Consider the following 22,686-nt stretch of genomic DNA (forward strand, 5'->3'; position numbering starts at 1 on the left):
GAGCCGGTAGCCGCCGACGACGGCCGCTGCGCCCTTCCGGAGAGGCGGGCGGGATTATCCGGCGGCAGGTCTTCCCATTGACCGGGCATGTGGGCGCATAGTGGGTGAAAGGGCAATCGATCCCCACACGGAGGCCCCGTGTTCGAGCGTTTCACCGACCGTGCCCGTCGCGTCGTGGTCCTGGCCCAGGAGGAGGCCCGCAGGCTCAAACACGACTACATCGGCACCGAGCACCTCCTGCTCGGCCTGATCGGCGAGGAGGACGGCATCGCCGCCCGGGCGCTGCAGAGCTTCGAGATCAGCCTGGAGGACGTGCGCCGCGACGTCGAGGAGATCATCGGTCAGGGGTCGACCACGCCGTCCGACCACATCCCGTTCACCCCGCGCGCCAAGAAGGTGCTGGAGCTGTCGCTGCGGGAGGCCCTCCACCTGCACCACGACTACATCGGCACCGAGCACATCCTGCTCGGGCTGGTCCGCGAGGAGGAGGGCGTCGCGGCCCAGGTGCTCACCAGGCAGGGGGTGGAGCTGGAGGCCGTACGGGCCCAGGTGATCGACCTGCTCCGGAGCTGGCGCCGGGAGCGGCCCGGGAGCGGGCAGGAACCGTTCCTGCCCCCGGGGATGTCGTTCGCCAGGGGGGCGTCGCTCGCCGCGCGGCTGGATCAGATCCAGGAGAGCCTGGACCGGATCGAGCGGCGCCTGGACGCCATGGGCGCCCCGCCGGATCCGGGCGCGCCGCGCGAGGAGGAGCCTCCGGAGAAGGACTGACATGCGCGGAGATCCCTGAGGAAGAAGCGGAGTCCCCCGGCGAGGGCTCCGGGCGGGGACTCCGGGAAGGGCCCGCCCGGAGCCCCCGCCGGGGAAAGCGCTCCGCCGATCCGGGAACCCCTGAGCTCTCCCGGATCGGCGGAGCCGGTGATGGGTCAGCTCGGGGACGCCGCCGCCATCACGCCTATCGCCAGCCTGGCTTCCACCACGCCGGGGTCCTCGGTGTAGCCCAGCGTCGCGCCGAGCGAGAGCAGCAGCCTGCGCATGCGCGCGTTGTCCGAGAGCAGGGTCGCCCTCACCTCGGCGAAGCCCAGGTCGCGGGCCTCGGTGAGGATCATCCTGGCCAGCGCCGTGCCCAGTCCCCTGCCCTGCCAGCGGTCCTCGACCAGGAAGGCCATCTCGGCGATCCCGGGGTCGGGGGTGAACATCAGGTTGGCCAGCGCGATCACCTGGCCGTCGGACCCGGCGACCAGGGAGTGGCCGCGGGTGCGGTCGCAGAGCCGGTCGAAGACGCGGTCCGGCAGCGCGGGCATCGAGGTGAAGTAGCGGAAGCGGCGGGTCTCGGGCGAGCAGCGGTCGTGCAGGTCGCGCAGGGCCTCACGGTAGAGCCGGGTGAGCGGTCTGACCTGGGTCTCGGTGCCGTCCGCCAGCTTGACCACGCGCTCGGCGGAGCCGGCCGGGTCGGCCGGGGGCTGCGCCAGCCGGACGAACGAGGCGGCCCGGGCGGCCTCGGTCAGGGTGAAGGGCAGCTCGGCGCGGCGCAGCCGGATCGCCCGGCGGGGGGCGACGGGCACGGTCAGCAGGGTCGGGTCGGGCAGGTCGCTCATGTCGGAACCGTAGACCCAGCGGGCGTCGTCGGTGCGCAGCAGCTCCTTCAGGAGTTCGGGCAGCCGCCAGGGCGCGGTCCGCAGCCGGGAGGCGAGCAGCAGGACCCGGGTGGGCTCGTCGGTCAGCTCGTGCGCGGTGGCGGGGACGACCCGCACCCGGCGCCCGCCCGCCGCCTCCAGCGCCTCGCGTACGGCCTCCGGCCCGGCCGGGATCTCCGCGACGAACTCGTCCACGGTGCCGTCGGTGTCCGGCTGGACGCTCAGGCCGAGGATGTTGCCGCCCTTGTCCGCGAGCGCGGCGGCCAGCGAGGCCAGCCGTCCCGGTCGCTCGTCCACCGTCGTACGAATCCTGAGAAACCCCATCAGAACGCTCCCTCCGTCACGGACAAGCCTGCCGGGGGGCTGTTACGGCGCCGCTACGTGAGGGTGAGGTCGCCGTTACGTCCGCGAAGATCACTCATGACGCGGTTGTACAACGGTTTTCGTAGGACGCTATGGCCGAATTGACGGATATAGCAGGATATGGGGCCATGAGCACGCGCGTTCCCCTGTCTGACGGATTCGTTAACGGAGACGTCTCCTTCTGGTTCCGGTCGTCCGGCCTCCCCCCGGCGGGCGCCCCCCTCGACGGCGATCTCGAGGCCGACGTGGTGATCGTCGGCGCCGGGTACACCGGCCTGTGGACCGCGTACTACCTGAAGAAGGCCTCCCCCGCCCTGCGCGTCGTGGTGCTGGAGAAGGAGTTCGCCGGATACGGCGCGTCCGGGCGCAACGGCGGCTGGCTGGTCGGCGAGCTGGCCGGGACCCCCGAGCGCTACGCGAAGAGCCACGGCGTGGAGCCGGCCAAGCGCTTCCAGCGGGTGATGTTCGAGGCGATCGACGAGGTCGTCGCCGTCGCGGCGGAGGAGGGGATCGACGCCGACCTCGTCAAGGGCGGCGTCACCACGGTCGCCACCAACGCCGCCCAGGACCGGCGGCTGCGCGGGGTGCTGTCCCACGCCCGCCACTGGGGCTGGACCGAGGACGACGTGCGGCTGCTGGAGCCGGCCGAGCGGGAGGAGCGCCTGCGGGTCAGCGGGGCGGTGAACGCGATCTGGAGCCCGCACTGCGCCCGGGTCCAGCCGGCCAAGCTGGTGCGCGGGCTGGCGGAGGCCGTGCGGGAGCTGGGCGTGGAGATCTACGAGCGGACCCCGGTCACCGAGATCGCCCCGCGCACGGCGCGCACGCCGTACGGAACGGTCGGCGCCAAGCACGTCATCCGCGCCACCGAGGGCTTCACCGCCGGGCTGCGGCAGTACCACCGCGCCTGGCTCCCGATGAACAGCTCCATGATCGTCACCGAGCCGCTGGGCGGGCTGTGGGACGCCATCGGCTGGGAGGGCTGCGAGCTGCTGGGCGACATGGCCCACTACTACATGTACGCCCAGCGGACCGCCGACGGCCGCATCGCCTTCGGCGGGCGCGGCAAGCCCTACCTGTACGGCTCCCGCGTGGACGACCGGGGCCGCACGCACGAGTGGACGATCGAGGCGCTGTGGGACCTGCTGACCGGGATGTTCCCGGCGGTCAGGGAGTCCCGGGTCGCGCACGCGTGGTCCGGGGTGCTGGGCGTGCCGCGTGACTGGTGCGCGACCGTACACCTGGACCCCGCCACCGGGATCGGCTGGGCGGGCGGCTACACCGGCCACGGGGTGACCACCGCCAACCTCGCCGGCCGCACCCTGCGCGACCTGATCCTGGGCGAGGAGACCGAGCTGACCTCGCTGCCCTGGGTCGGCCGGAGAGTGCGCAACTGGGAGGTCGAGCCGCTGCGCTGGATCGGCGTGCACGCCATGTACGACCTGTACCGCCGGGCCGACGCCCGGGAGAAGGACGGGCTCGGCCGCACCTCGGTGCTGGCCCGGCTGGCCGACTCCATCACCGGCCGCTGATCAGATATCGGACAATGGAGATTATGACCATGGGCATGACGGACCTGCTGTTCCGCGGCGGGCGGGCGTTCCTGGCCGCCGGCGCCTTCGCCGAGGCGGTGCTGGTCCGCGACGGCCGGATCGCCGCCGCCGGCGCCGAGGCCGACGTGGCGCGGCTGGCGGCCCGCGGGTGCGAGACCGTGGACCTGGAGGGCGGCCTGCTGATCCCGGGCATCACCGACGCCCACATGCATCCGGTCCAGGCCGGGCTGGAGCGGGCCAAGTGCGACCTGTCGGAGGTCTACGGCCTGGACGCCTACCTGGCGGAGATCCACGAGTACGCGGCCGCCCATCCCGACCACGAGTGGATCGACGGCGGCGGCTGGGACATGTCGGCCTTCCCCGGCGGCCTCCCGCACCGCTCGCAGCTCGACTCGCTCGACCGGCCGGTCTACCTGATCCAGCGCGACCACCACGCCGCCTGGGTCAACAGCCGGGCCCTGGAGATCGCCGGGATCACCCGGGACACCCCGGACCCCGCCGACGGCCGGATCGAGCGCGACGCCGACGGCTCCCCGAGCGGGGTGCTGCACGAGGGCGCGATGGACCTGGTGGGCCTGCTCACCCCGCGCCCGACCGAGCGGGACCTGATGGACGCGCTGATGGACGCCCAGCGGCACCTGTTCTCCCTCGGCATCACCGGCTGGCAGGACGCCATCGTCGGCTCCTACGCGGGCTCGGACGACCAGCTGCCCACCTACGTCGCGGCGGCGGCCTCGGGCAGGCTCAAGGCCCGGGTCGTCGGCGCGCTCTGGTGGGACCGGGCGCGCGGCGCCGAGCAGATCCCCGAGCTGATCGAGCGCCGCAAGTCGGCCGACGGGCTGGAGACCTTCCGCGCCACCTCGGTGAAGATCATGCAGGACGGCATCACCGAGAACTTCACCGCCGCGGTGATCGAGCCCTACTGCCGCTGCGGCGGGACCGGACTGTCCTACGTGGACCCGCAGCTTCTGAAGGAGTACGTCGCCGAGCTCGACCGGCACGGCTTCCAGGTGCACTTCCACGCCATCGGCGAGCGGGCCGTCCGAGAGGTGCTCGACAGCCTGGAGGGCTCCGACCCCGCCAACCGGCACCACGTCGCGCACCTGCAGATCGTCGAGCCGTCCGACGTGCCGCGCTTCGCCCGGCTCGGGGTGACCGCCAACCTGCAGCCGCTGTGGGCCACCCACCACGCCCAGATGGACGAGCTGACCATCCCGTTCCTGGGCGAGGAGCGCTCGGCCTGGCAGTACCCGTTCGCGGACCTGCTGCGGGCGGGCGCCCGGTTCTGCGCGGGCAGCGACTGGCCGGTGTCGAACGCCGACCCGATCCAGGGCATGCACGTCGCGGTCAACCGCACCGAGCCGGGCGGTTCGGTGCACGCGGACTATCCGACGGCCCAGACGCCGTTCCTGCCGGGGCAGCGCCTGGACCTGGACACGGCGCTGACGGCCTACACCGCCGGCTCGGCCTGGATCAACCACGACGACGAGGCGGGCGCCATCGCCGTCGGCAACCGCGCCGACCTCGTCGTCCTCGACCGCGACCCGTTCACCGAGCCGCAGGCCGACATCTGGCGGACGAAGGTGACCATGACCTTCGTCGGCGGGGAGCAGGTCTACCGGATGTGACGGAGCCGTCCACCGAACGTGACGGCGAACCCTCAGATGATCTCTTCTTCCGCCGAAATCTTAGGCCGACGGAAGAGAGGTCCTCATGCACAACATTCGCACGCGGCTGGTGGCGAGCGTTCTAACGGTCGTCGTGCTCGCCATCGCCGTGCTGTTCGCCATCGTGACGGTGGAGAGCGGCGACCTGTCACGGCGGCAGGCCGAGAAATACGCCGAGGAACTGGCGCGCCGGGAGGCCGGTGAGGTGGCACGCCTGATCGACGGCGCCGCGCACGCCGCGCACGCGCTGGCCGGAGTGATGGCGTCGTTGAAGTCGGCCGGCCGCACCGACCGCGCGGCGGTGAGCAACCTGGTGCGCGACACCCTGGCCAGGCACCCGGAGTTCGTCGGCATGTCCACCGGCTGGGAGCCCGGAGCCTTCGACGGCCGCGACGCCGCCTTCCGCGGGAGCGCGCAGAGCGACGCCACCGGCCGGTTCATCCCCTACTGGTATCGCGACGGCGGGGAGCTGAAGGTCGCCGCGCTCACCGACTACGAGACGCCCGGCGCCGGCGACTGGTACCTGGTGCCCCGGGAAACCGGCAAGGACCTGGTCGTGGAGCCCTACGTCTACCCGGTCAACGGCGAGGACGTGCTGATGACCACCGCCACCGCCCCGATCATGGTGGACGGCGCGTTCCACGGCGTGGTCACCGTCGACCTGGCCCTGGCCGACCTGCGCACCGCCCTGCTGGCCGAGAAGCCGTACGGCACCGGATACCTGGCCCTGGTCACCGCGGCCGGTTCGGTGCTGGCGCACCCGAAGCAGGACCTGCTCGGCAAGCCGCTGCCCGGGGCGCTGGCCGCGGACATGAAGAAGGTGCTGGAGGGCAAGGACACGCTCCGCACCACCAGGCACGACGAGCAGTTCGGGGAGGAGGCCACCGCGGTGGTCACCCCGGTCACGCTGGCGACCGGCGACACCTGGGCGCTGGCCGTCAGCGTGCCGGAGGGCACGATCGCCGCGGAGTCCGACGGGGTGCGGCGCACGGTGCTGCTGGCCGCCCTCGCCGCCTGCCTGGCCGCCGGTGCGGTGGTCTGGTTCCTGGGCACCGGTCTGACCCGGCCCATCGTACGGCTGCGCGACCGGCTGGCGGAGATCGCCGACGGCGACAGCGATCTCACCCAGCGGGTGGACGAGGCGCGACGGGACGAGATCGGCGCCCTGGGGGCCGCGTTCAACCGCTTCACCGCCAAGATCGCTGATATGGTGCGGCAGATCGACGACAAGGCCGAGGGGGTGACGGCGTCCGCGCGCTCCCTGTCCATGATCAGCAACGAGCTGCGCGACGGCGCCGAGCGCACCGCCGGCCGTACCGAGGCCGTGTCCGGGGCCGCGACCAAGGTGTCGGCGAACATCGAGACGGTCGCCGCCGGCGCCGAGGAGATGGACGCCTCGATCCGCGAGATCGCCTACAGCACCACCGAGGCGGCGCAGGTCGGCACGCGGGCCGCGGAGGTCGCGCAGTCCACCACCGAGACCATCGCGAAGCTGGGGGACTCCTCCACCGAGATCGGCGCGGTGGTCAAGACGATCAACAGCATCGCCGAGCAGACCAACCTGCTGGCCCTGAACGCCACCATCGAGGCGGCCCGGGCCGGCGACGCCGGCAAGGGCTTCGCCGTGGTCGCCTCCGAGGTCAAGGACCTGGCCCAGGAGACGGCCAAGGCCACCGAGGACATCACCAGCCGGGTCAGGGCCATTCAGGACGACACCGATGCCGCCATCGCGGCGATCCACGAGATCGTGCAGGTGGTGGACCGGGTCAACGGCCTGCAGACGACCATCGCCGGCGCCGTGGAGGAGCAGAGCGCCACCACCAGGGAGATGAGCCGCAACGTCGCGGAGGCGGCCGCCGGCTCCGCCGACATCGCGTACACGATCGGCGAGGTCACCGGGGCGGTGCAGGCCACCACCGCCGGCAGCGGCGCGACCGAGCAGGCCGCCCGGGAGCTGTCCGTCCTGGCGGGCGAGCTCAAGTCGCTGGTGGGACGCTTCCGGTTCTGACCCTGAGTCCCCCTCCCCGGTCCGCTTCATCCCCGGGGAGGGGGACTCATCTGGAAATCTCCCGGCCGGGAGCGCGGATCCGCGGGGACGGACCCGGCCCGCCCGGCTCAGCCGCGCCGCCTCCTGCGCCTCTTGACGGTCATCCGCACGATCGCGCGGGCGGTGAGCAGCAGGATGACGCCCACGATCTGGCCGCCCAGGACGATCCGGTTGACGTCGACCGCGGGCTGCCAGCGGACGTCGCCGTCCTTGATGACGAACACCCCGGCCGGGGTCGCGCTGAGGCCGTACCCTCCGCCGGCCCCCTCCCCGGCCTTCTCGCCCTCCTGCTTGCCCCTGCCGCCGCCCCCGCCGCTGGCGATCTTGGCGACCGGTACGACCGTCACTCCCTCACGGGTGATCGGCTCGCCGAAGACGCGGCTGACGGTGGCGTTGTCCTTCGCCTGATCGATCACATCCATGATGTCCATCGTGACTCCCTCGGTGTCTCCGGCATGGCATCCCCCGACGGCTCCACGCTAGCCAACGGTTCACCCGCCGGACAGACGCGTCCGGCGCGCCGGATCGGACAGGCGGGCCGGTCCGCCGGATCGGGCAGGCGGGCAGGCGGGCCGGGACGGCGGGTCAGGAGGCCACGACCAGCGCCTGCGGGGCGGCCTGCTTCATCCGGGCGCCCAGCCACTCCATCTGCGCGGCGGTCTCGCCCTCGCAGCGGCGGACGACCTCGAGGAGCCCGGTGTCCCTGGCTCCCTGCGCGGCCTGCCCGATCAGCGTCCAGGCCATGTCGCACTCGGCGGCCATGAGGTACAGGTCGTGCAGGTCGCGCAGGAGGCCGACGGGGCCGGAGCGGGTTCCGGAGAAGAGGGTCGAGTGCAGCCGCTCGGGCTCGTCCACGGCCTCCTCCGAGTAGCGCTGGACGAACGGCTCCAGAAGCCGGGCGTGCTCGGTGCACTGCACGGCCAGCCGCTCGCAGATGTGGTGGATGTCGGGCTCGTCGTCATGAGCCCGTCCCACCTCGCAGAAAGCGCCGGCCAGCTCGTTCTGCGAGCGGTGCAGCAGCCCCAGGTAGTGGGCCAGGTGCATGGTCAGTCCTCCTCGAACCACCGTGACGTCTCGAACTTCTCCGGCGAACCGGACCGGTCCCGGGGCCGGTCCCCGGTCCCGGCCGTTCCCGAATACTCCCCGGCCCCGGACCCGGCCCACTCCGTGTGCTCGTCCGCCTCGGTCCACTCCCGCGCCTCGGCCTCCGGCCCGCCGGCCGTGACGGGCACCCGCGGGTCGTGCGGGGAGGCGGCGCCGGTGGTGGGCGCGGCGGAGAGCACGCCCAGGGCGTCGGCCGCCTTGCTCACCCGGACCGCCGCGACCTTGTAGTACGGCTGCTTGGACACCGGGTCCCAGCCGGTGGCGGTCAGCTCGTTGGCGGCGCGCGGAACCCCGTCGCCGGGGCCGGAGTCCCCGCGGTCCCAGTAGCCGTAGTGGAACGGGACGAACACCACCCCCGGCCGGGTCCCGCACACCCGCGCCCGGGCCTCCAGCGTCCCCCGGGGCGACTCGACGCGCACCACGTCGCCCTCGGCCACGCCCAGCGCGGAGGCGTCGCCCGGGCTGAGCTCCACCCACGGGTCCGGCGCGGCGGCGTTCAACTGGGCGGCCCGGCCGGTCTTGGTGCGGGTGTGGAAGTGGTAGACGGTGCGGCCGGTGGTCAGCAGCATCGGGTGGTCCCCGCCCGCGGTCTCGGGCGGCGGCTCGTACGGCGCCGCGTGCAGGAAGGCCCGCCCCCGGGGCTCCTTGGCGCGGTACCGCTCCTCGGTGTGCTCGGCGCCGGTGAGCAGGTCCTGGCCGTAGGTCTCGCAGTAGTCCGGGTCGGTGTTGAACCGTCCCCCGGCGTACAGGCGCTCGGTCCCGTGCCGCGCCCCCGGCGCGCAGGGCCACTGGACGCCTCCGCCGCGCAGCATGCCGTACGTGATGCCGGTGTAGTCGCACGGGCGCCCCGCCGAGCAGGCCTTCCACGCCTCGAACGCCGACTCCGGGTCGTGCCACTTGATCAGCGGCGCCCCGTCCTTGTCGCGGAAGTCCATCCGGCGCGCGTAGTCGAGGAAGATGTCCAGGTCGGAGCGGGCCTCCCCGGGCGGATCGACCGCCTTCCCGGAGAGGTGGACCGTGCGGTCGGCGTTGGTGAACGTCCCCTCCTTCTCCCCCCAGGTGGCGGCGGGCAGGACCACGTCGGCCAGCCGGGCCGTCTCGGTCAGGAAGATGTCCTGGACGACCACGAACAGGTCCTCCCCGGCCAGGATGCGGCGGATCCGGGCCAGGTCGGGCAGGGAGACCGCCGGGTTGGTCGCCGAGATCCACAGCAGCTTGACCGAGCCCTGCTCGGCGTAGCGGAAGATCTGCATGGCGTGGGTCGGCGGCGCCCAGTGCGGGATGACCGAGGGCTCGACGTTCCACAGCCCGGCCAGCTCGCGGATGTGTTCGGGGTTGTTCCAGTTGCGCATGCCCGGCAGGTCGCCGTCGGCCCCGGCCTCGCGGGTGTTCTGCGCGGTGGGCTGGCCGTTCATCTGCAGCACGCCCGCGCCCGGGCGGCCGAGCATGCCGCGCAGCAGGTGGATGTTGTTGACCTGGCAGGCCGCGGCGGTCGCCTGGTGCGACTGGTAGAACCCCTGGAGCACGGTCGAGAGCAGGCGCTCCGAGGACCCGATGATCTCCGCGGCCCGCTCGATCGCGCTCGCGGGCACGTCGCAGATCTCCGCGGCCCACCGGGGCGTGCGGTCCGCCACGACCTTCCGGAGCTCCTCGAACCCGATCGTGCGGGCCCGGACGTACCTCTCGTCGTACCAGCCCTCGTCGATCAGCACGTGGATCAGGGCGTTCATCAGCGCCAGGTTCGTGCCGGGCCGTACGGCCAGGTGCACGTCGGCCTCCCGCGCGACCGGCGTCTCCCGCGGATCGACGACGATCATCGCCGGGGGCCGCGGCCCGTGGCGGCGGTCGAGCATCCGCGCCCACAGCACCGTCTGCGTCTCGGCCACGTTGTGCCCCCACAGCGCGATCGCGTCGCAGTGGTCGACGTCGGCGTAGGAGCCGGGCTGCCCGTCGGTGCCGAAGCTCAGTTTGAGCGCGGCGGCGGACGTCGCCGTGCACAGGCGCGTGTTGCCGTCCATGTGGGGCGTGCCGATGCCCGCCTTGCCGATCACGCCGAGCGTGTAGCACTCCTCCAGGAACAGCTGGCCGCTGGTGTAGAACGCGAGGTTCCCCCACCCTCCCGGGCCGTCGAGCAGCGCCTTCGAGCGCGACACGATCAGGTCCATCGCGGTGTCCCAGTCGGTCTCGGCCAGCTCGCCGCCGCAGCCGCGGATCAGGGGGCGGGTCAGCCGGTCGGGGCTGGCGTTGGCCTGCCAGCCGTACAGGTCCTTGGGGCCGAGCCGCCCGTGGTTGACGCGGTCGTCGGCCCGGCCGCGCACGCCCACGATGCGGCCGCCGGAGACCGCGATGTCCATCGCGTCGCCGTTGGAGTGCAGGATCGAGGCGGACGGCACCCACGCGTCGACGTCGTCCTCGGTGACCCCCTCGGCCAGGAAGGCGTCCACCCGGACCGGCCAGGGGCTGCGCCGGCCGAAGTCGCCGGGCAGGAAGTCCTTGAGGCGGCCGGGCAGGGCCGCGGCGAGCCGTTCCACGGTCGCGGGCGGGCCGTACGGCGTGCGGCTCCCCCACGGGTCGGCGATCCGGTCGGACATGTCGGCTGCTCCTTCCCGGCGGACGTGCCCGCGTGCTCCCCGCCGGGCGTACGGCGCCGCCCGGCGGCCTACCCTGCCGCGATTCCTTCACACACCTCCGGCGGATAGGTGGCAGCGAGGCGGGCGTGCGGGCCGCCGGGAACGGCTGACGGGAGATCGCACGGTGTGCCGCACGAGGCTGAGCCCCGTGCGGCATCACATCATTTCTCTCAGCACATCGGTAACCACTCTCTGCAATAATGACTGCATCCCTGTGAAGCAGGAAACACGCCGATATCTGCTCATCTCAGCTCGGTTGCGAGCTCCCCCGGAGAGAGGCCAGATGGAATTCGCCGTGGCACTGCTCGGAGTGCTCGGCGCGGTCGCGGGCATCGTCCAGGCGGTGGTGGCCGTCACCGAAAGAGCGGACCGCAAACGCCGCACCGCGGCTCCGGACGGCTCCGCCGGTGGTCAGGCCCCCGCCCCGGCATCGCGCGATGGCCGTGCCGCCACGGTGAGTTCTCCGTCCCTCCGCGAACCGCCGCGTGACCACGACGCGTTCGCCGTGGCCTGGCGTTCCGCTCTGGCCTACCTGCTCGGCCTCCCCGGAGGCCTGATCCTTCGCAGAAGCGCGCACCCTCAGGTGCGCTTCCACGCGGCGCAGTCGATTCTGCTCGACATCGTCGCCGTCCTGTATCTCTGCGTCACCATCCTCCCCGCGGGGATCTACGCGTCCCTCCGCTACCCCCGGGCCGACATCCCGCCGGACGACATCGTGATGTGGACCTGGGCTCTCACCGCGGTGGTAGCGCCTCCCCTCGTCCACGTCGTGCTGGCGTTCCTCGTGGTGATCGGCCGCCACCCCCGCCTCCCCGTGCTCTGGAGGGTCGCCTCGGCCAGCAGTGACCGGCGAGCCTCCTCCGAGGCCGTACCCGCCTCCCCTTCCCCGCAGCCGCCGGACATGCGGTCCCGGCCGGTCCGGCGGGCGGAGGCGCCCGCCGCCCTCCCGTCCCCCGAGGAGTTCGACCGGGTCTGGCGGCGGATCACCGAGCACGCCGGTGAGGAGTTCCGGCAGGTACGCGGCGGTGTGTTCCGGTTCTCTGTGGAGCGCGACAGGGTGTCGCCCGACCGCACCACGGTCTCCATCCCCCGCGCCCACTTCGCCCGCGCGTGGAGCATGATGCCGCTGAAGGGGCCCGGCGAGATCAGCCGGGACGTCATGGGACCGTCCTACGTCTACGCCATCCTCACCGACCCGCGCATCCACCCCGGCGCGACCGCGCGCGACCGGAGGATGAGAACCCGGATCATCCGGGAACAGCCCTTCGACGCCCGCCTCCACAACAGCCCGCTCGCCTCCCGGGGAAGGTGTTCCTGGCACGGGGCGACCTGCGAGGAAGAGGTCGTGGCCAGCGTCCTGACCCGGGACGGAGGAGGCGACACCTGGCACGCGGTCTGCGATCGCGCACTGCGCTCGCTGCGAGCGGGCTGACCCCCGCCGGTGGCCGCCGTACATGCCGCCCTCGCCGGGTTCTCTATCGCCCCGGCGATGGCACCGGCTCCGAGAGCCCGGGTCAGGCGTCCTCGACGCGGACGTCGACGGCGGCGGCGTCCGGTTCCAGGAAACGCAGAAGCTCCTCGCCCTCCTCGCGCAGCGCGGAGACCGCCTCCCGCGGGAGCGTCTCGAAGGCGGCCATGCGCAGGACGGCGGTCTTGCGCTTGAGCTCCGTCTGCCAGGTGCCGCGCACGCGGCCGTCCCAGAGGAACGTGGCGCGCACCCGCAGGTTCTTGGTGGTGACCTGCCCGCGGTGCTCCTCGTCCAGCAGGCGGGCGCGGTCGGCGTGCGCGAGGACGAGGTTGTCGAAGTCGGGCAGGAACCGCGCGGGGGCGGGGACGTCCTCGTCCGGGCGCGGGGCGTCGGGCAGGTCGAACAGCTCCCGGCCCTTCTCGTCGCGGAAGACGGCCAGCTTCGGGCGCAGGCCGTCCAGCACGGCGCGCAGCCCTTTCAGGCCCGACCAGGTCTGCGCGTCGGCGGCGGTGGCCGGGCCGTACGCCGCCAGATAGCGCAGCACCAGTTCCTCCACCGGATCGCCCGGAGCCGCCTGGCGGGTCCGCCCCTCCAGCCGGCTCTCCGCCAGGGTGAAGTCCGCCGCCTGCGGGAAGGACCAGCGGTCCTCGGTCGGGACCATGACCAGCGGCAGCCGGGTCCGTACGGCGTAGCCCAGCGCGCGGTCGTCGGCCTGCGGGAACTTCTCCTGGAGCAGGGCGCGCAGCGTGGTGAAGTCGCGCGGCCCCTCCGTGAGGATCTCGCGGGCGACCGGCAGGAGCGCCTCCAGGTCCAGCCCGGCGGTCAGCCGGCTCCGCCCGTTCAGCGCCGCGGCGAGCACCGGGTCCAGCGCGGGGCGGAACCTCGCGTAGTCGGCCGCGCTCACCAGGTGCAGGGTGGCCCGCATCATCGTGGCCCGGACGACGTCCCGCCCGTGGAGCGCCCGGTGCAGGTCCTCCCTGCGGAAGCCGTCGACCCGCGTCCACAACCCGGCGAAGGGGTGTCTGGCCTCCTGCGCCTGCATGCCGCCGAGCCGTTCCACCGCCGTCGTGACGTCGCTCTTCTCCCGCGCGAGCAGCATCTGCCGGGCCAGCGTCGCGCGGTTGAGCCGCCGTGCCGTCAAGGTCTCCATGGACTCATCATGGCGACCGTACCTGACAACCGATGGCAGGTACGGCCGCGGCACCGCCGGCCCACCACCCGCACGGACAGGCCGTTCTCCGCCCGGCGCCCCGGGCCGCATCCGTTCCCCGGACCAAGGCCGTCCGGGCGCGTCACCCCGCCGAGGACCATCCAGGAGGCGTAGATTGCCCGGTATGAGCAACACCTGGGATCCCCAGGCGCAGGGCGTGCTGCGCCTGCCGTCGGGCCGCCTCATCCGGGGGCGCGGCCTGGCGCGGCCCCTGCCGGACGGCCCCGAGCCCGAGTTCGCCCTCTACCTGCTCGGCCATCCGCCGCAGGCCGTCACCTGGACGGCCCGCTGGGTCCGGTGGCCGGACTTCCGCCTCCCGGCGGACCGGGCCGACGCGACCGCCGCGCTGCGCGAGGCGTGGCGGCGGGCCGGGAGCGAACGGGTCGAGGTCGCCTGCGCGGGAGGGAAGGGCCGCACCGGCACGGCGCTGGCGTGCCTGGCGATCCTCGACGGCGTCCCCGCCGGCGAGGCCGTGCGCTACGTCCGGGAGCGCTACGACCGCCGGGCGGTGGAGACCCCGTGGCAGAGCCGGTACGTACGCCGCTTCCCGCCCGACTGACCCGCCCCTCCCCGCAGGACTCCCAGGGAGATCAATAGCTGTAGTGGACCGGTCGTCCCACGGGTCGGACGGGTATGCCGGGCCGCGTCTTGAGGCGACCGTCGGCTAAATGTACTTTCAGTCCAATAAGAGTCGTCCGCGCGGCCGAGCTGGCCCTCACGGCGGGACTCGTCGGCCACGCCGCGGCGACGCCGTACCAGCAGGCGCACTGGGCGTACGCGCTCGTCGAACTCGAGGACGAGTGCAGGCATTCGCGGATGTTCGCCCGGATGATCGGCACTTACGGGCTCCGGCCGCGGCCGCCGCTCTGGTGGCAGCGGCTGGGCGTCCGGATCGCCGCGATGCTCGACGACCCGCTGAGGCTGTTCGCCGCGGCGCTGGTGGTGGTGGAGCTCACCGACGCCTTCCAGCGCGTGGCGATGACGGACGAGACGATCCACCCGATCACACGGCAGATCTCCCGCATCCACGTGATCGAGGAGGCCCGGCGCATCAAGTACGCCCGCGAGGAGCTGAAGCGCCAGGTGGTCCACCGGTCGGCGGTGCGCCGGCGCGTCGGCGGAGCCATGATGGCCCGCCTGACACGGACCCTGCTGGACACCATGATCCGCCCGGACCGCTACCGGGCCGTGGGCCTGGATCCGGAGTTCGCCCGGCGGACCGCCCTGCGCAGCCCGCACCGCCGGCAGGTCGAGCGGTGGGCGCTCGCCAAGTGCGTCCGCTTCTTCCACGAGGTGGGAATGGCGGACGGCCGGGCGCGGGCGGCGTGGGTCAAGGTCGGCCCGCTCCCGGACGAACTCGCACGGGGAGACCGGTGACAGGCGGCGAATAATATTCAACCTTTTGGTTGTACATAGGAGGGCCACCCTCTATCCTCAACCATATGGTTGAGGATAGAGGGGCGCTGGACGACGTGTTCCACGCCCTGTCCCATGACGCGCGGCGCAGCATGTTGCGTCGCCTCGCCGGCGGCGAGCTCTCGGTCGGCGAACTGGCCGCACCGCTGCACATGTCCCTGGCCGCGGCGTCCAAGCACGTGAGGGTCCTCGAACAGGCCGGGCTGGTGCAGCGCACCGTCACCGGGCGGCGGCACGTGTGCCGGCTGCGGCCCCGCCCGCTGTCCGACGCGATGGCCTGGCTCCGCTTCTACGAGGGGTTCTGGGACGCCCGGCTCGACGCCCTGGAACACGTCCTCGGCCCACCGCACCCGTCCGCCAGTGAGGAGACACCATGACGTCCGAGCTCGCCGTTTTCCCCGCCGTACGGCGCGAGCGGATCCTTCCCGCGCCCGTGCACGCGGTCTACCGGGCCTGGCTGGATCCCGCGATCCTGCGGCGGTGGCTGGCGCCCGGCTCTCCGGAGCGCGCGCACGCGGAGGTGGACGAGCGCGCAGGCGGCCGGTACCGCATCCGGCAGACCGACTCCGACCAGCCCGTGGGCGGTTTCGACGCGGAGCTGCTCGAACTCGTGCCGGACCGACGCATCGTCTGGCGCTGGGGGTTCATCGGTCCCGACCGGGACGCCGGTCCGGTGTTCGACTCCCTGCTGACCGTCACCCTCGACGAGACCCCCGCGGGCGGGACTCGCCTGCTCCTCGTGCACGAACGGCTCGACGCCCTGGCCGTCGCGCTGCCCCACGTCGCCGAGCAGGTCGGCGCCGGCTGGGACGGCGTCCTCGGCCGGCTCACGGAGGTGATCTGACCGTGACGACCGACCCGCGTCCCGCCACCGCCGTGCTCAGCGCTCTCATCGGGCGGGTCCGCGACGACCAGCTCGCCGTGCCCACGCCCTGCGGCGGCATCACCGTCGGCGAGCTGCTCGACCACATCGACAGCCTCTGCGCCGCGTTCACCGCGGCCGCCGTCAAGACTCCCCTGGAGGGAGGCGGCCGCGCCCCGGTGCCGGACGCGTCCCGGCTGGGCGATGACTGGCGCCGCCGCATCCCGGCCCGCCTCGACGAGCTCGCCCGGGCGTGGCGGGCGGAGTCGGCGTGGACCGGCACCACCGAGGTCGGCGGCAACGAGCTCCCCGCCGACGTCGCCGGTGCGGCCGCGCTCGACGAGGTCATCGTGCACGGCTGGGATCTGGCCGTCGCGACCGGGCAGCCCTACCCGGGCGCCGACCCGGCCCTGACCGAGACGCTGACCGAGGCCCTGACCACCGCGTACCGATGGGTCGGCGCCGTCGCCGCCCAGAACCCGGACGGCAGCCCCGGCCTGTTCGGGCCGCCGGTGCCCGTTCCCGGCGACGCGCCCCTGCTGGAGCGGCTGCTCGGTCTCACCGGCCGCGACCCCCGCTGGACGGGCGCGTCCTGACCGGCCGGGGCGCGATGGAACGGAATGTCACGCCTCAGATATGAGGGCGGTGGATCGCATCGTCACCCCGATGGACCGTCCGCGGGCCACCCGGACGGTTCACATCCCCCACCGCGATGCGTTCCCCGCCCTCGGCGCGGAGGCCGGCGGCGCCGGCCGGGTCAATAGTGCTTGACGACCCCCACCCCGAGGGGGAAGCCGGGGCCCTCCACCTGTCCGGCCGGGGGTGTGCGGTACCCGGCCGCGAAGGCGGAGTCGAAGACCGCCGGGCCGAGCCGGTCGCGCAGTGCCGCGGGCAGTCCGGGGTCGGGGACGAGGTCGTCCCCGGTCGCGGGATCGAGCCGTTCGGCGGCGCCGAGCAGGGCGGCGGCGCGCTCGAAGTGGCCGGTCGCGTGGTCGGCCCCGGCGAGCAGGCGCAGGCCGAGCGCGATGATGCGCACGTCCCCGAGGCCGATGGCGATCCGGGTGCCCTCGGCGAAGTGCCGCCGCGCGCTCGCGTGCTCGCCGTCGGAGAGCGCGGCGCGGCCCATGCCGAGCAGGCAGCGGACCGCGCAGCGCAGGTCGCCGATCCGCCGGAACTCGGCGAGCAGCCCGCCGAAGCGGGTCTGCACGGTCGCGTGCTCTCCGCTGTGCCGGCCGACGGCGGCGGTCGCGTGCTCCGCACCGTGCCGGCCGATGGTGGCGGTCGTGTGCTCTCCGCCCTGCTGGTCGAGGGTGGCCTGGTAGAGCTCGGCGTGCAGCCGTTCGTGGTTGTTGCCGCTGCCGCGGGCCAGCCGCGTGGACTCGGCCAGCCAGCCGGGCACCTCCTCCAGGCGGGTCCGGCCCTCGATCGCCCGGATCGCCATCTGGTTGAGGCAGTTGGCGCGTTTGACGTGGTCGCCGAGGCGGCCGAACAGTTCGGCGGCGTGCGCCAGCGGGGCCAGGCCGGTCCGGGCGTCCGTGACGGTCCCGTAGTTGGACAGCGCCAGGGCGTGGTGCCAGTCGTCGCCCAGCCGCGCGAAGAGCTCGACCGCCCGGACCAGGTGCTCGGACGAGTCCGCGCGCTGCTTGCCGTACTGCTTCGTCCAGCCGAGGGTGAGCAGGGCGAGCGCCCGGTCGTGGTCGGTGCCGCCGGCCGCCATCCGATGCGCGTGCTCGGCGAACTCCCGCGCCCGTTCCGCGTCCTGGTAGCACAGCACGACGGCGCAGGTGATCGCGGCCCGGAAGCCCAGGTCGCCGTCCGGCAGGGGCCGCTTGAGCAGGATGTCCAGCCAGTCGAACAGCTCGCCGTTGCAGCCGACGACCTCCCACGCCGTGCCGAAGCCGGCGATGAACTCCCAGGCGGCCGTGGTGTCGTCCAGGCCGAGCGCCCAGCGCAACGCGACTCTCAGGTCCGCCGAATGGTGCTCGATCCAGCGGAGCGCGGCGACCTGGTCCCGGCCGCGCAGGTCCGGCACGCCGGCCACGGCGCGGCGCAGGTGGTGGCGGGCATGCTGCTCGCGCGCCGTCTCCGCGGCGCCGCGCGCGAGCAGCCTCCGGTGCGCGAACTGCCGGACGCTGTCCAGCAGGCGGTATTCGGTGGTCCCGTCCCGGCGGCGGGAGGAGATCAGCGACCGGTCCAGCAGGCGCGAGAAGATCCGGAGCAGGTCGGCCGAGTCCAGCGGCGGATGGGAGAGCACCTGTGCCGCGGTGTCGTAGTCGAACCCGCCGGGGAACACCGAGCAGCGTTCCAGCAGCAGTTTCTCGTCCTCGGCCAGCAGCTCGTAACTCCAGGTGAGAGCCTCCTCCAGGGTACGGTGCCGGTTCGGTGAGCCCCGCGCCCCGTCGGTCAGCAGGGCGAAGCGGTCGTCCAGCCGGGTCAGCAGCTCGTCCGGGGTGAAGAACCGGATCCGGGCGGCGGCGAGTTCGATCGCCAGCGGCAGGCCGTCCAGCCGGTCGCAGATCATCGCGACCTGCCGGGCGTTGGCGGCGGTGATCTCGAACCCCGGCGAGGCCGCGGCGGCGCGGTCGGCGAACAGCCGGCCGGCGCCGGAGCCCAGCACCGCGGCCGGGTCGTCGATTTCGGCGGGCAGCGGCAGCGGCGGGATCTCGTAGACGACCTCCCCCGCCAGGTGCAGCGCCCCGTGGCTGGTGGCCAGCACGTGCAGGTGGTCGGTGGTGGCCAGCAGATCGGCCAGGAGCGCCGCGACCGGGGCCGTCACGTGCTCGCAGTTGTCCACCACGAGCCAGTGGCGGCCGTCGGCGAGGGTCTCGCGGATCAGGGCGCGCAGCCGGTGTTCCTCCCCGGCTATGCCCAGGGAGTCGGCGAACGCGCGCTCCACGGGGTCTCCGGGGGTCAGCGGGGCGAGATCGATCAGGACGGCCGGGGGCAGCGTGGTCACCGCGTGGGCCAGGTGCAGGGCCAGGCGGGTCTTGCCGGTGCCGGCGGGGCCGGTCAGCGTCACCATCCGGTGCGCGTCGAGCAGCCGGCGCAGGTCGCCGATCTCCCCGGCCCGGCCCACGAACGACGACAGCGGCCTGGGCAGGACGCCGCGGGGCTCGCGGCCGGCGCGGAAGCGGGTCGCCGCGTCGATCAGGGCCAGCCGGTTGCTCCCGCCGAGCTTGCGCAGCAGGGACGAGACGTGGCTCTCCACGGTCCGTTCCGACAGCCGCAGCCTGGCGGCGATCTCCTGGTTCTGCAGGCGGTCACCCACGAGCCACAGGATCTCCACCTCGCGCGGCGTCACGCCGGACTCCCGGAGATCGGGGAAGACGTCCGCACCCATGAACCCGAGTATGTCTCCATCCGGGCGGATGTTCACTGTCCAACACTGAGTGGGTTTTCCGTACTGAGCACGGATGTGAGGTCTGCGATGTACGCGATGAAATAACGGCATTCATCGCCCAGCCCTTCACGCGCCGGCATCCCCTGCCCAGAGGAGACCGGTGACGCGCGAGCGCTTGGCACGTTCCACGGATCCATCGAAACGGGAGCAAGGAGAGAGACATGGCAGGCAAGGCTGTCATCAGTTTGACCACCGGACTGGAGGACCCCGAGCGGGTCACGGTGGCGTTCCTGGTCGCGGTCGGCGCGGCCGAGCAGGGCCGACCGACGTTGATGTTCCTCACCAAGGAGGCCACCCGCCTGGCCCTGGAGGGGGTCGCGACCGGCGTCGCGTGCGACGGCTGCCCGCCGCTGGCGGACCTGCTGGCGCGGTACGCCAAGGCGGGCGGGAGCTACATGGTCTGCCCCATCTGCTTCGACTCCCGCAAGCTCGACAAGAGCGGGCTGATCGAGGGCGCGGAGCTGGCCGGCACCGTCCCGATGTGGCAGTGGATCGGCGACGAGGGCGCCACGACCTTCAGTTACTGACGCCGTTAAGCGACCGTCAAGTCAGCGCATACCGGGGCGTCGCATCGTTGGACACCGCGGCCGGGCGGGGGACCAGGACCCGGCGCGGCTGGGGGGATCTCGTGAATGTCGCGTACCACCTGGAAGAACGCCCGGACGCCCACGGGGATGTCGAGTCATCCCTCACGGCGGCCGAGCGCGCCCTGCACGCCGAGGGCGACCTGCAGACCGCCCGATGGTGGTTCGATCTGGCCTACAGCGCGGCCGAGCGGCTGGACGACGGTCCGGCGATGGCCCGGGCCGCCCTGGGGCTGGGCGGGGTGTGGGTGCAGGAGCACCGCACCGCCGCGGAGGCCGCCATGGTGCGGGCGCGCCAGCGCCGCGCCCTGGCGGCCGTCGACCCGGCCGGCCCTCTGGCCGTACGGCTGCGCGCCAGGCTCTGCGCCGAGGAGGACTACCGCCGCGGCACGCACGGCACCGTCCTGCGGGCGCTGGCCGAGGCGAGGGAGAGCGGTGACGCGGTGGCGACGGCCGAGGCGCTCAGCCTGGCCCACCACTGCCTGATGGATCCGCGGTACCGGGAGCTCCGGCTGGAGCTGGCCCAGGAGCTGATCGGCCAGGCCTCCTGGACCGGCCGCCGGAGCGACGTGCTCATGGGGCTGCTGTGGCGCAGCGTCGATCTGTTCCTGGCCGCCGACGCGCACGCCGAACGGTCCCTGCACGAACTGCGCGACCTGCTGGCGGTGGAGGACCATCTGGCGGTCGGGTTCGTGGTGAGCGCGATCGAGGTCATGCTCGCCGTCCGCGCGGGGCGGTTCGCCCACGCCGAGGCGCTGGCGGCCTCCTGCGCCGAGCGGGGTCACGCCGCCGGCGATGACGACGCCGTCGGATGGTACGGCGCCCAGATCGCCGTGATCCGCTGGTACCAGGGCCGCATCGGCGAACTCGTCCCGGCCCTGGAGAAGCTGGTGCGGACGCCCGCGCTGGGCTCGGCCGACTACGCGTACTTCGCGGTCCTGGCGGTGGCCGCCGCCACCGCCGGAGACCAGCACCTGGCCCGCGGGATGCTGGCCCGGCTGCGCGGAGCCGGGCTGGCGGAGCTGCCCCGCGGCAGGAGCTGGCTGGCGGCGATGCACGGCGTGGTGGAGGCGTCCCATCTGCTCGACGACGCCGGCACCGCCGCTCAGGCGTACGACCTGCTCGTGCCGTTCGCCCATCTCCCGATGATCGCCAGCCTGGGGGTGGCGTGCTTCGGCTCCACCCACCTGACCCTGGGCACGGCCGCACTCACCGCCGGCCGGATCGACACGGCTGTGGAGCACCTCGGGCAGGCCGTCGACGGCAACCTCGCGCTCGGTCACTGGCCGGCCGTGGTCCTGTCCCGCCTGCGGCTGGGCCACGCGCTGACGCTGCGCGGCGGGGCGCACGGCGAGGCGGCGCGGGCGGAGCTGGCCCTGGCCGAGCAGGAGGCCGCCAGGCTGGGCATGGCGCTGCCCGCGTGGACGGCGCCGCACACGGCACGGCGCAGCGGCGGGCCGGTGGCCGTGGCGTGCCGCCGCCACGGCCGCCAGTGGCGGCTGGAGCTGGCCGGCCGGAGCGCCCTGGTCGACGACAGCGTGGGCATGCGGCACCTGGCGGTTCTGATCGCCAATCCGGGCCGGGAGATCCGCGCCGTCGACCTGGTGACGGGCCCGTCCCTCCCCGACGAGGGGGTCTCCGGCGACGAGGCCGTCTCGGCCCAGCCGCTCCTGGACGACCAGGCCAGGCGCGCCTACCAGGAACGGCTGTCCCAGCTGGAGGCGGAGATCGAGGAGTTCGAGTCACTCGACGACGCCCAGCGCGCCGCCGCCTCCCGCGCCGAGCGTGACTGGCTGCTCGCCGAGCTGGCCGCCGCCACCGGCCTGGGCGGGCGCGCGCGCCGGTTCAGCGACAGCGAGGAGCGCGCCAGGATCGCCGTGGGCAAGGCCGTCCGGCGCGCCCTGGCCCGCGTCACCGCGTCCAGTCCCGTGATCGGCGAGGAGCTGCGCGCCACCGTCCACACCGGCCTGCGCTGCTCCTACCACCCCCGCTGACCTCCCCGTACGGCCCGCGCACCCGGGGAGTTCCACGCGTCCGCCCGGGATGGAACGGGATGTCACGCCTTCCGGTCGAGGCGCCGTCATCGAAGACGGCGCCCGGACCGAGGCGGACCCGGTGACCCCCGGGCCCTCGTTCCCGTTCCCGCCCGGCGGCTTCCGCCCTCCGGGCCGACCTTCCGTTCCAGGAGGAGCTCGATGCACCGTCCGATCCGCACCCTGCTCGCCGCGGCCGTCGCCGTCGGCGCCGCGGTCCCCGCCGGCGTCGCCGCCGCCGCCCTCGCACTCCCCGCCGCCAACGCCTCCGTGGGCACGGTCACCGCCGAGCCCGCGCCCGACGTCACCGTCACCCACGACCCCGCGCACTACCCGTGGGGGCCGTACTCCGCCAAGCACGACCGGGCCAAGGCGCGGGGCACTGTCCAGCTCGAAGAGGCCAAGAACGGCTCATACAAGATCAGGGTGAAGGGAGAGCTCTGGGACCTGGACCACCACCCCCGCAAGTGCGCCTATGTCGAGTTCAAGGTCCAGCGCATCGGCGCTCCCCATGGCAAGTGGTATGACGCCCGTTCCTACAAGTGGTGCCACTACGGCAAGCACCCCAAGGAGTTCGCCTTCTGGAAGACCGATGTGAGCGCCGTGAAGGTCCGGGTGAGCCAGATCGGCAAGCATGGCCACCACGTGTTCAACAAGGGTGAGTGGCACTCCATCCCCGAGGCCTGACGGCCGGTCCCCGTGACCTGACGGCCGACCG

18 protein-coding genes and 1 pseudogene are annotated in these 22,686 nt (G+C 73.3%); 13 read left to right on the plus strand and 6 right to left on the minus strand.

The features are described 5' to 3' along the window. Window positions 1-138: 138 nt before the first annotated feature. Window positions 139-588, plus strand: a pseudogene (locus Plo01_RS17480) (Clp protease N-terminal domain-containing protein); the annotation flags it as partial. A gap of 335 nt (window positions 589-923) precedes the next feature. Here the strand turns inward: Plo01_RS17480 and Plo01_RS17485 are convergent. Continuing rightward, on the minus strand, window positions 924-1,931 hold the full coding sequence (locus tag Plo01_RS17485; protein ID WP_239316539.1) for a GNAT family N-acetyltransferase: 1,008 nt from the start codon (window positions 1,929-1,931) through the stop codon (window positions 924-926). 194 nt (window positions 1,932-2,125) lie between these two features. On the opposite strand from Plo01_RS17485, the gene Plo01_RS17490 reads away from it, so the two are divergent. The 3 genes from Plo01_RS17490 to Plo01_RS17500 all read left to right on the plus strand — a co-directional run bounded on the left by Plo01_RS17490 (window position 2,126) and on the right by Plo01_RS17500 (window position 7,222). Further along, window positions 2,126-3,526 carry an NAD(P)/FAD-dependent oxidoreductase gene (locus tag Plo01_RS17490; RefSeq protein ID WP_203891685.1) on the plus strand — a complete coding sequence of 467 codons (1,401 nt, stop codon included), beginning with the start codon at window positions 2,126-2,128 and terminating at the stop codon, window positions 3,524-3,526. A gap of 23 nt (window positions 3,527-3,549) precedes the next feature. Beyond that, window positions 3,550-5,175 carry an amidohydrolase gene (locus tag Plo01_RS17495; protein ID WP_239316541.1) on the plus strand — a complete coding sequence of 542 codons (1,626 nt, stop codon included), beginning with the start codon at window positions 3,550-3,552 and terminating at the stop codon, window positions 5,173-5,175. Window positions 5,176-5,260: 85 nt separating this feature from the next. Further along, window positions 5,261-7,222 carry a methyl-accepting chemotaxis protein gene (locus Plo01_RS17500; RefSeq protein WP_203891686.1) on the plus strand — a complete coding sequence of 654 codons (1,962 nt, stop codon included), beginning with the start codon at window positions 5,261-5,263 and terminating at the stop codon, window positions 7,220-7,222. Window positions 7,223-7,329: 107 nt separating this feature from the next. Here the strand turns inward: Plo01_RS17500 and Plo01_RS17505 are convergent, their stop codons facing one another. The 3 genes from Plo01_RS17505 to Plo01_RS17515 all read right to left on the minus strand — a co-directional run bounded on the left by Plo01_RS17505 (window position 7,330) and on the right by Plo01_RS17515 (window position 10,956). Continuing rightward, window positions 7,330-7,692: a spore germination protein GerW family protein gene (locus tag Plo01_RS17505; RefSeq protein WP_203891687.1), complete on the minus strand. Its 363-nt coding sequence runs from the start codon at window positions 7,690-7,692 to the stop codon at window positions 7,330-7,332. A 154-nt stretch (window positions 7,693-7,846) separates the two neighbouring features. Next, window positions 7,847-8,305, minus strand: a complete 459-nt coding sequence (locus tag Plo01_RS17510; RefSeq protein WP_203891688.1) for a hypothetical protein — start codon at window positions 8,303-8,305, stop codon at window positions 7,847-7,849. Between the two features lie 2 nt (window positions 8,306-8,307). Beyond that, on the minus strand, window positions 8,308-10,956 hold the full coding sequence (locus Plo01_RS17515; RefSeq protein ID WP_203891689.1) for a molybdopterin oxidoreductase family protein: 2,649 nt from the start codon (window positions 10,954-10,956) through the stop codon (window positions 8,308-8,310). Window positions 10,957-11,290: 334 nt separating this feature from the next. Between Plo01_RS17515 and Plo01_RS17520 the strand changes: the two genes are divergently transcribed. After that, complete coding sequence (locus tag Plo01_RS17520) at window positions 11,291-12,427, plus strand: hypothetical protein (protein WP_203891690.1); 1,137 nt, start codon at window positions 11,291-11,293, stop codon at window positions 12,425-12,427. Window positions 12,428-12,509: 82 nt separating this feature from the next. On the opposite strand, the gene Plo01_RS17525 is transcribed toward Plo01_RS17520, so the two are convergent. Continuing rightward, entirely contained in the window at window positions 12,510-13,613 is a 1,104-nt protein-coding gene (locus Plo01_RS17525) for a winged helix DNA-binding domain-containing protein (RefSeq protein ID WP_203891691.1), read from the minus strand. A 184-nt stretch (window positions 13,614-13,797) separates the two neighbouring features. On the opposite strand from Plo01_RS17525, the gene Plo01_RS17530 reads away from it, so the two are divergent. From Plo01_RS17530 to Plo01_RS17550, 5 genes are all read left to right on the plus strand, one after another. Next, a complete protein-coding gene (locus tag Plo01_RS17530) occupies window positions 13,798-14,232 on the plus strand; it encodes a protein-tyrosine phosphatase family protein (protein WP_203891692.1) in 435 nt (144 codons plus the stop codon). A gap of 89 nt (window positions 14,233-14,321) precedes the next feature. Beyond that, entirely contained in the window at window positions 14,322-15,050 is a 729-nt protein-coding gene (locus Plo01_RS17535; RefSeq protein WP_203891693.1) for a diiron oxygenase, read from the plus strand. Between the two features lie 65 nt (window positions 15,051-15,115). Then, complete coding sequence (locus Plo01_RS17540) at window positions 15,116-15,466, plus strand: ArsR/SmtB family transcription factor (RefSeq protein ID WP_203891694.1); 351 nt, start codon at window positions 15,116-15,118, stop codon at window positions 15,464-15,466. Beyond that, complete coding sequence (locus Plo01_RS17545; protein WP_203891695.1) at window positions 15,463-15,933, plus strand: SRPBCC family protein; 471 nt, start codon at window positions 15,463-15,465, stop codon at window positions 15,931-15,933. The genes Plo01_RS17540 and Plo01_RS17545 overlap by 4 nt, the downstream gene beginning before the upstream one ends. Before the next feature lie 2 nt (window positions 15,934-15,935). Continuing rightward, on the plus strand, window positions 15,936-16,547 hold the full coding sequence (locus Plo01_RS17550; protein WP_203891696.1) for a TIGR03086 family metal-binding protein: 612 nt from the start codon (window positions 15,936-15,938) through the stop codon (window positions 16,545-16,547). A gap of 161 nt (window positions 16,548-16,708) precedes the next feature. Here the strand turns inward: Plo01_RS17550 and Plo01_RS17555 are convergent, their stop codons facing one another. After that, window positions 16,709-19,291, minus strand: a complete 2,583-nt coding sequence (locus Plo01_RS17555) for an ATP-binding protein (protein WP_203891697.1) — start codon at window positions 19,289-19,291, stop codon at window positions 16,709-16,711. Window positions 19,292-19,512: 221 nt separating this feature from the next. On the opposite strand from Plo01_RS17555, the gene Plo01_RS17560 reads away from it, so the two are divergent. From Plo01_RS17560 to Plo01_RS17570, 3 genes are all read left to right on the plus strand, one after another. Then, on the plus strand, window positions 19,513-19,878 hold the full coding sequence (locus tag Plo01_RS17560; protein WP_203891698.1) for a DsrE family protein: 366 nt from the start codon (window positions 19,513-19,515) through the stop codon (window positions 19,876-19,878). A 101-nt stretch (window positions 19,879-19,979) separates the two neighbouring features. Then, the gene (locus Plo01_RS17565; protein ID WP_203891699.1) at window positions 19,980-21,929 is read left to right on the plus strand and encodes an ATP-binding protein; all 1,950 of its coding nucleotides are present in this window, start codon (window positions 19,980-19,982) and stop codon (window positions 21,927-21,929) included. Window positions 21,930-22,130: 201 nt separating this feature from the next. Beyond that, a complete protein-coding gene (locus Plo01_RS17570) occupies window positions 22,131-22,655 on the plus strand; it encodes a hypothetical protein (RefSeq protein WP_203891700.1) in 525 nt (174 codons plus the stop codon). The last annotated feature ends 31 nt before the right edge of the window (window positions 22,656-22,686 follow it).

It is taken from the genome of Planobispora longispora, from assembly GCF_016863135.1.
Classification (GTDB): domain Bacteria; phylum Actinomycetota; class Actinomycetes; order Streptosporangiales; family Streptosporangiaceae; genus Planobispora; species Planobispora longispora.

What these genes read in the sequence shown, in the direction of transcription:
- Plo01_RS17490 (WP_203891685.1), top strand. Translation starts at nt 2,126, where the DNA reads ATGAGCACGCGCGTTCCCCTGTCTGACGGATTCGTTAACGGAGACGTC.
- Plo01_RS17495 (WP_239316541.1), top strand. Translation starts at nt 3,550, where the DNA reads ATGACCATGGGCATGACGGACCTGCTGTTCCGCGGCGGGCGGGCGTTC.
- Plo01_RS17500 (WP_203891686.1), top strand. Translation starts at nt 5,261, where the DNA reads ATGCACAACATTCGCACGCGGCTGGTGGCGAGCGTTCTAACGGTCGTC.
- Plo01_RS17505 (WP_203891687.1), bottom strand. Translation starts at nt 7,692, where the DNA reads ATGGACATCATGGATGTGATCGATCAGGCGAAGGACAACGCCACCGTC.
- Plo01_RS17510 (WP_203891688.1), bottom strand. Translation starts at nt 8,305, where the DNA reads ATGCACCTGGCCCACTACCTGGGGCTGCTGCACCGCTCGCAGAACGAG.
- Plo01_RS17515 (WP_203891689.1), bottom strand. Translation starts at nt 10,956, where the DNA reads ATGTCCGACCGGATCGCCGACCCGTGGGGGAGCCGCACGCCGTACGGC.
- Plo01_RS17525 (WP_203891691.1), bottom strand. Translation starts at nt 13,613, where the DNA reads ATGGAGACCTTGACGGCACGGCGGCTCAACCGCGCGACGCTGGCCCGG.
- Plo01_RS17530 (WP_203891692.1), top strand. Translation starts at nt 13,798, where the DNA reads ATGAGCAACACCTGGGATCCCCAGGCGCAGGGCGTGCTGCGCCTGCCG.
- Plo01_RS17540 (WP_203891694.1), top strand. Translation starts at nt 15,116, where the DNA reads ATGGTTGAGGATAGAGGGGCGCTGGACGACGTGTTCCACGCCCTGTCC.
- Plo01_RS17545 (WP_203891695.1), top strand. Translation starts at nt 15,463, where the DNA reads ATGACGTCCGAGCTCGCCGTTTTCCCCGCCGTACGGCGCGAGCGGATC.
- Plo01_RS17555 (WP_203891697.1), bottom strand. Translation starts at nt 19,291, where the DNA reads ATGGGTGCGGACGTCTTCCCCGATCTCCGGGAGTCCGGCGTGACGCCG.
- Plo01_RS17560 (WP_203891698.1), top strand. Translation starts at nt 19,513, where the DNA reads ATGGCAGGCAAGGCTGTCATCAGTTTGACCACCGGACTGGAGGACCCC.
- Plo01_RS17570 (WP_203891700.1), top strand. Translation starts at nt 22,131, where the DNA reads ATGCACCGTCCGATCCGCACCCTGCTCGCCGCGGCCGTCGCCGTCGGC.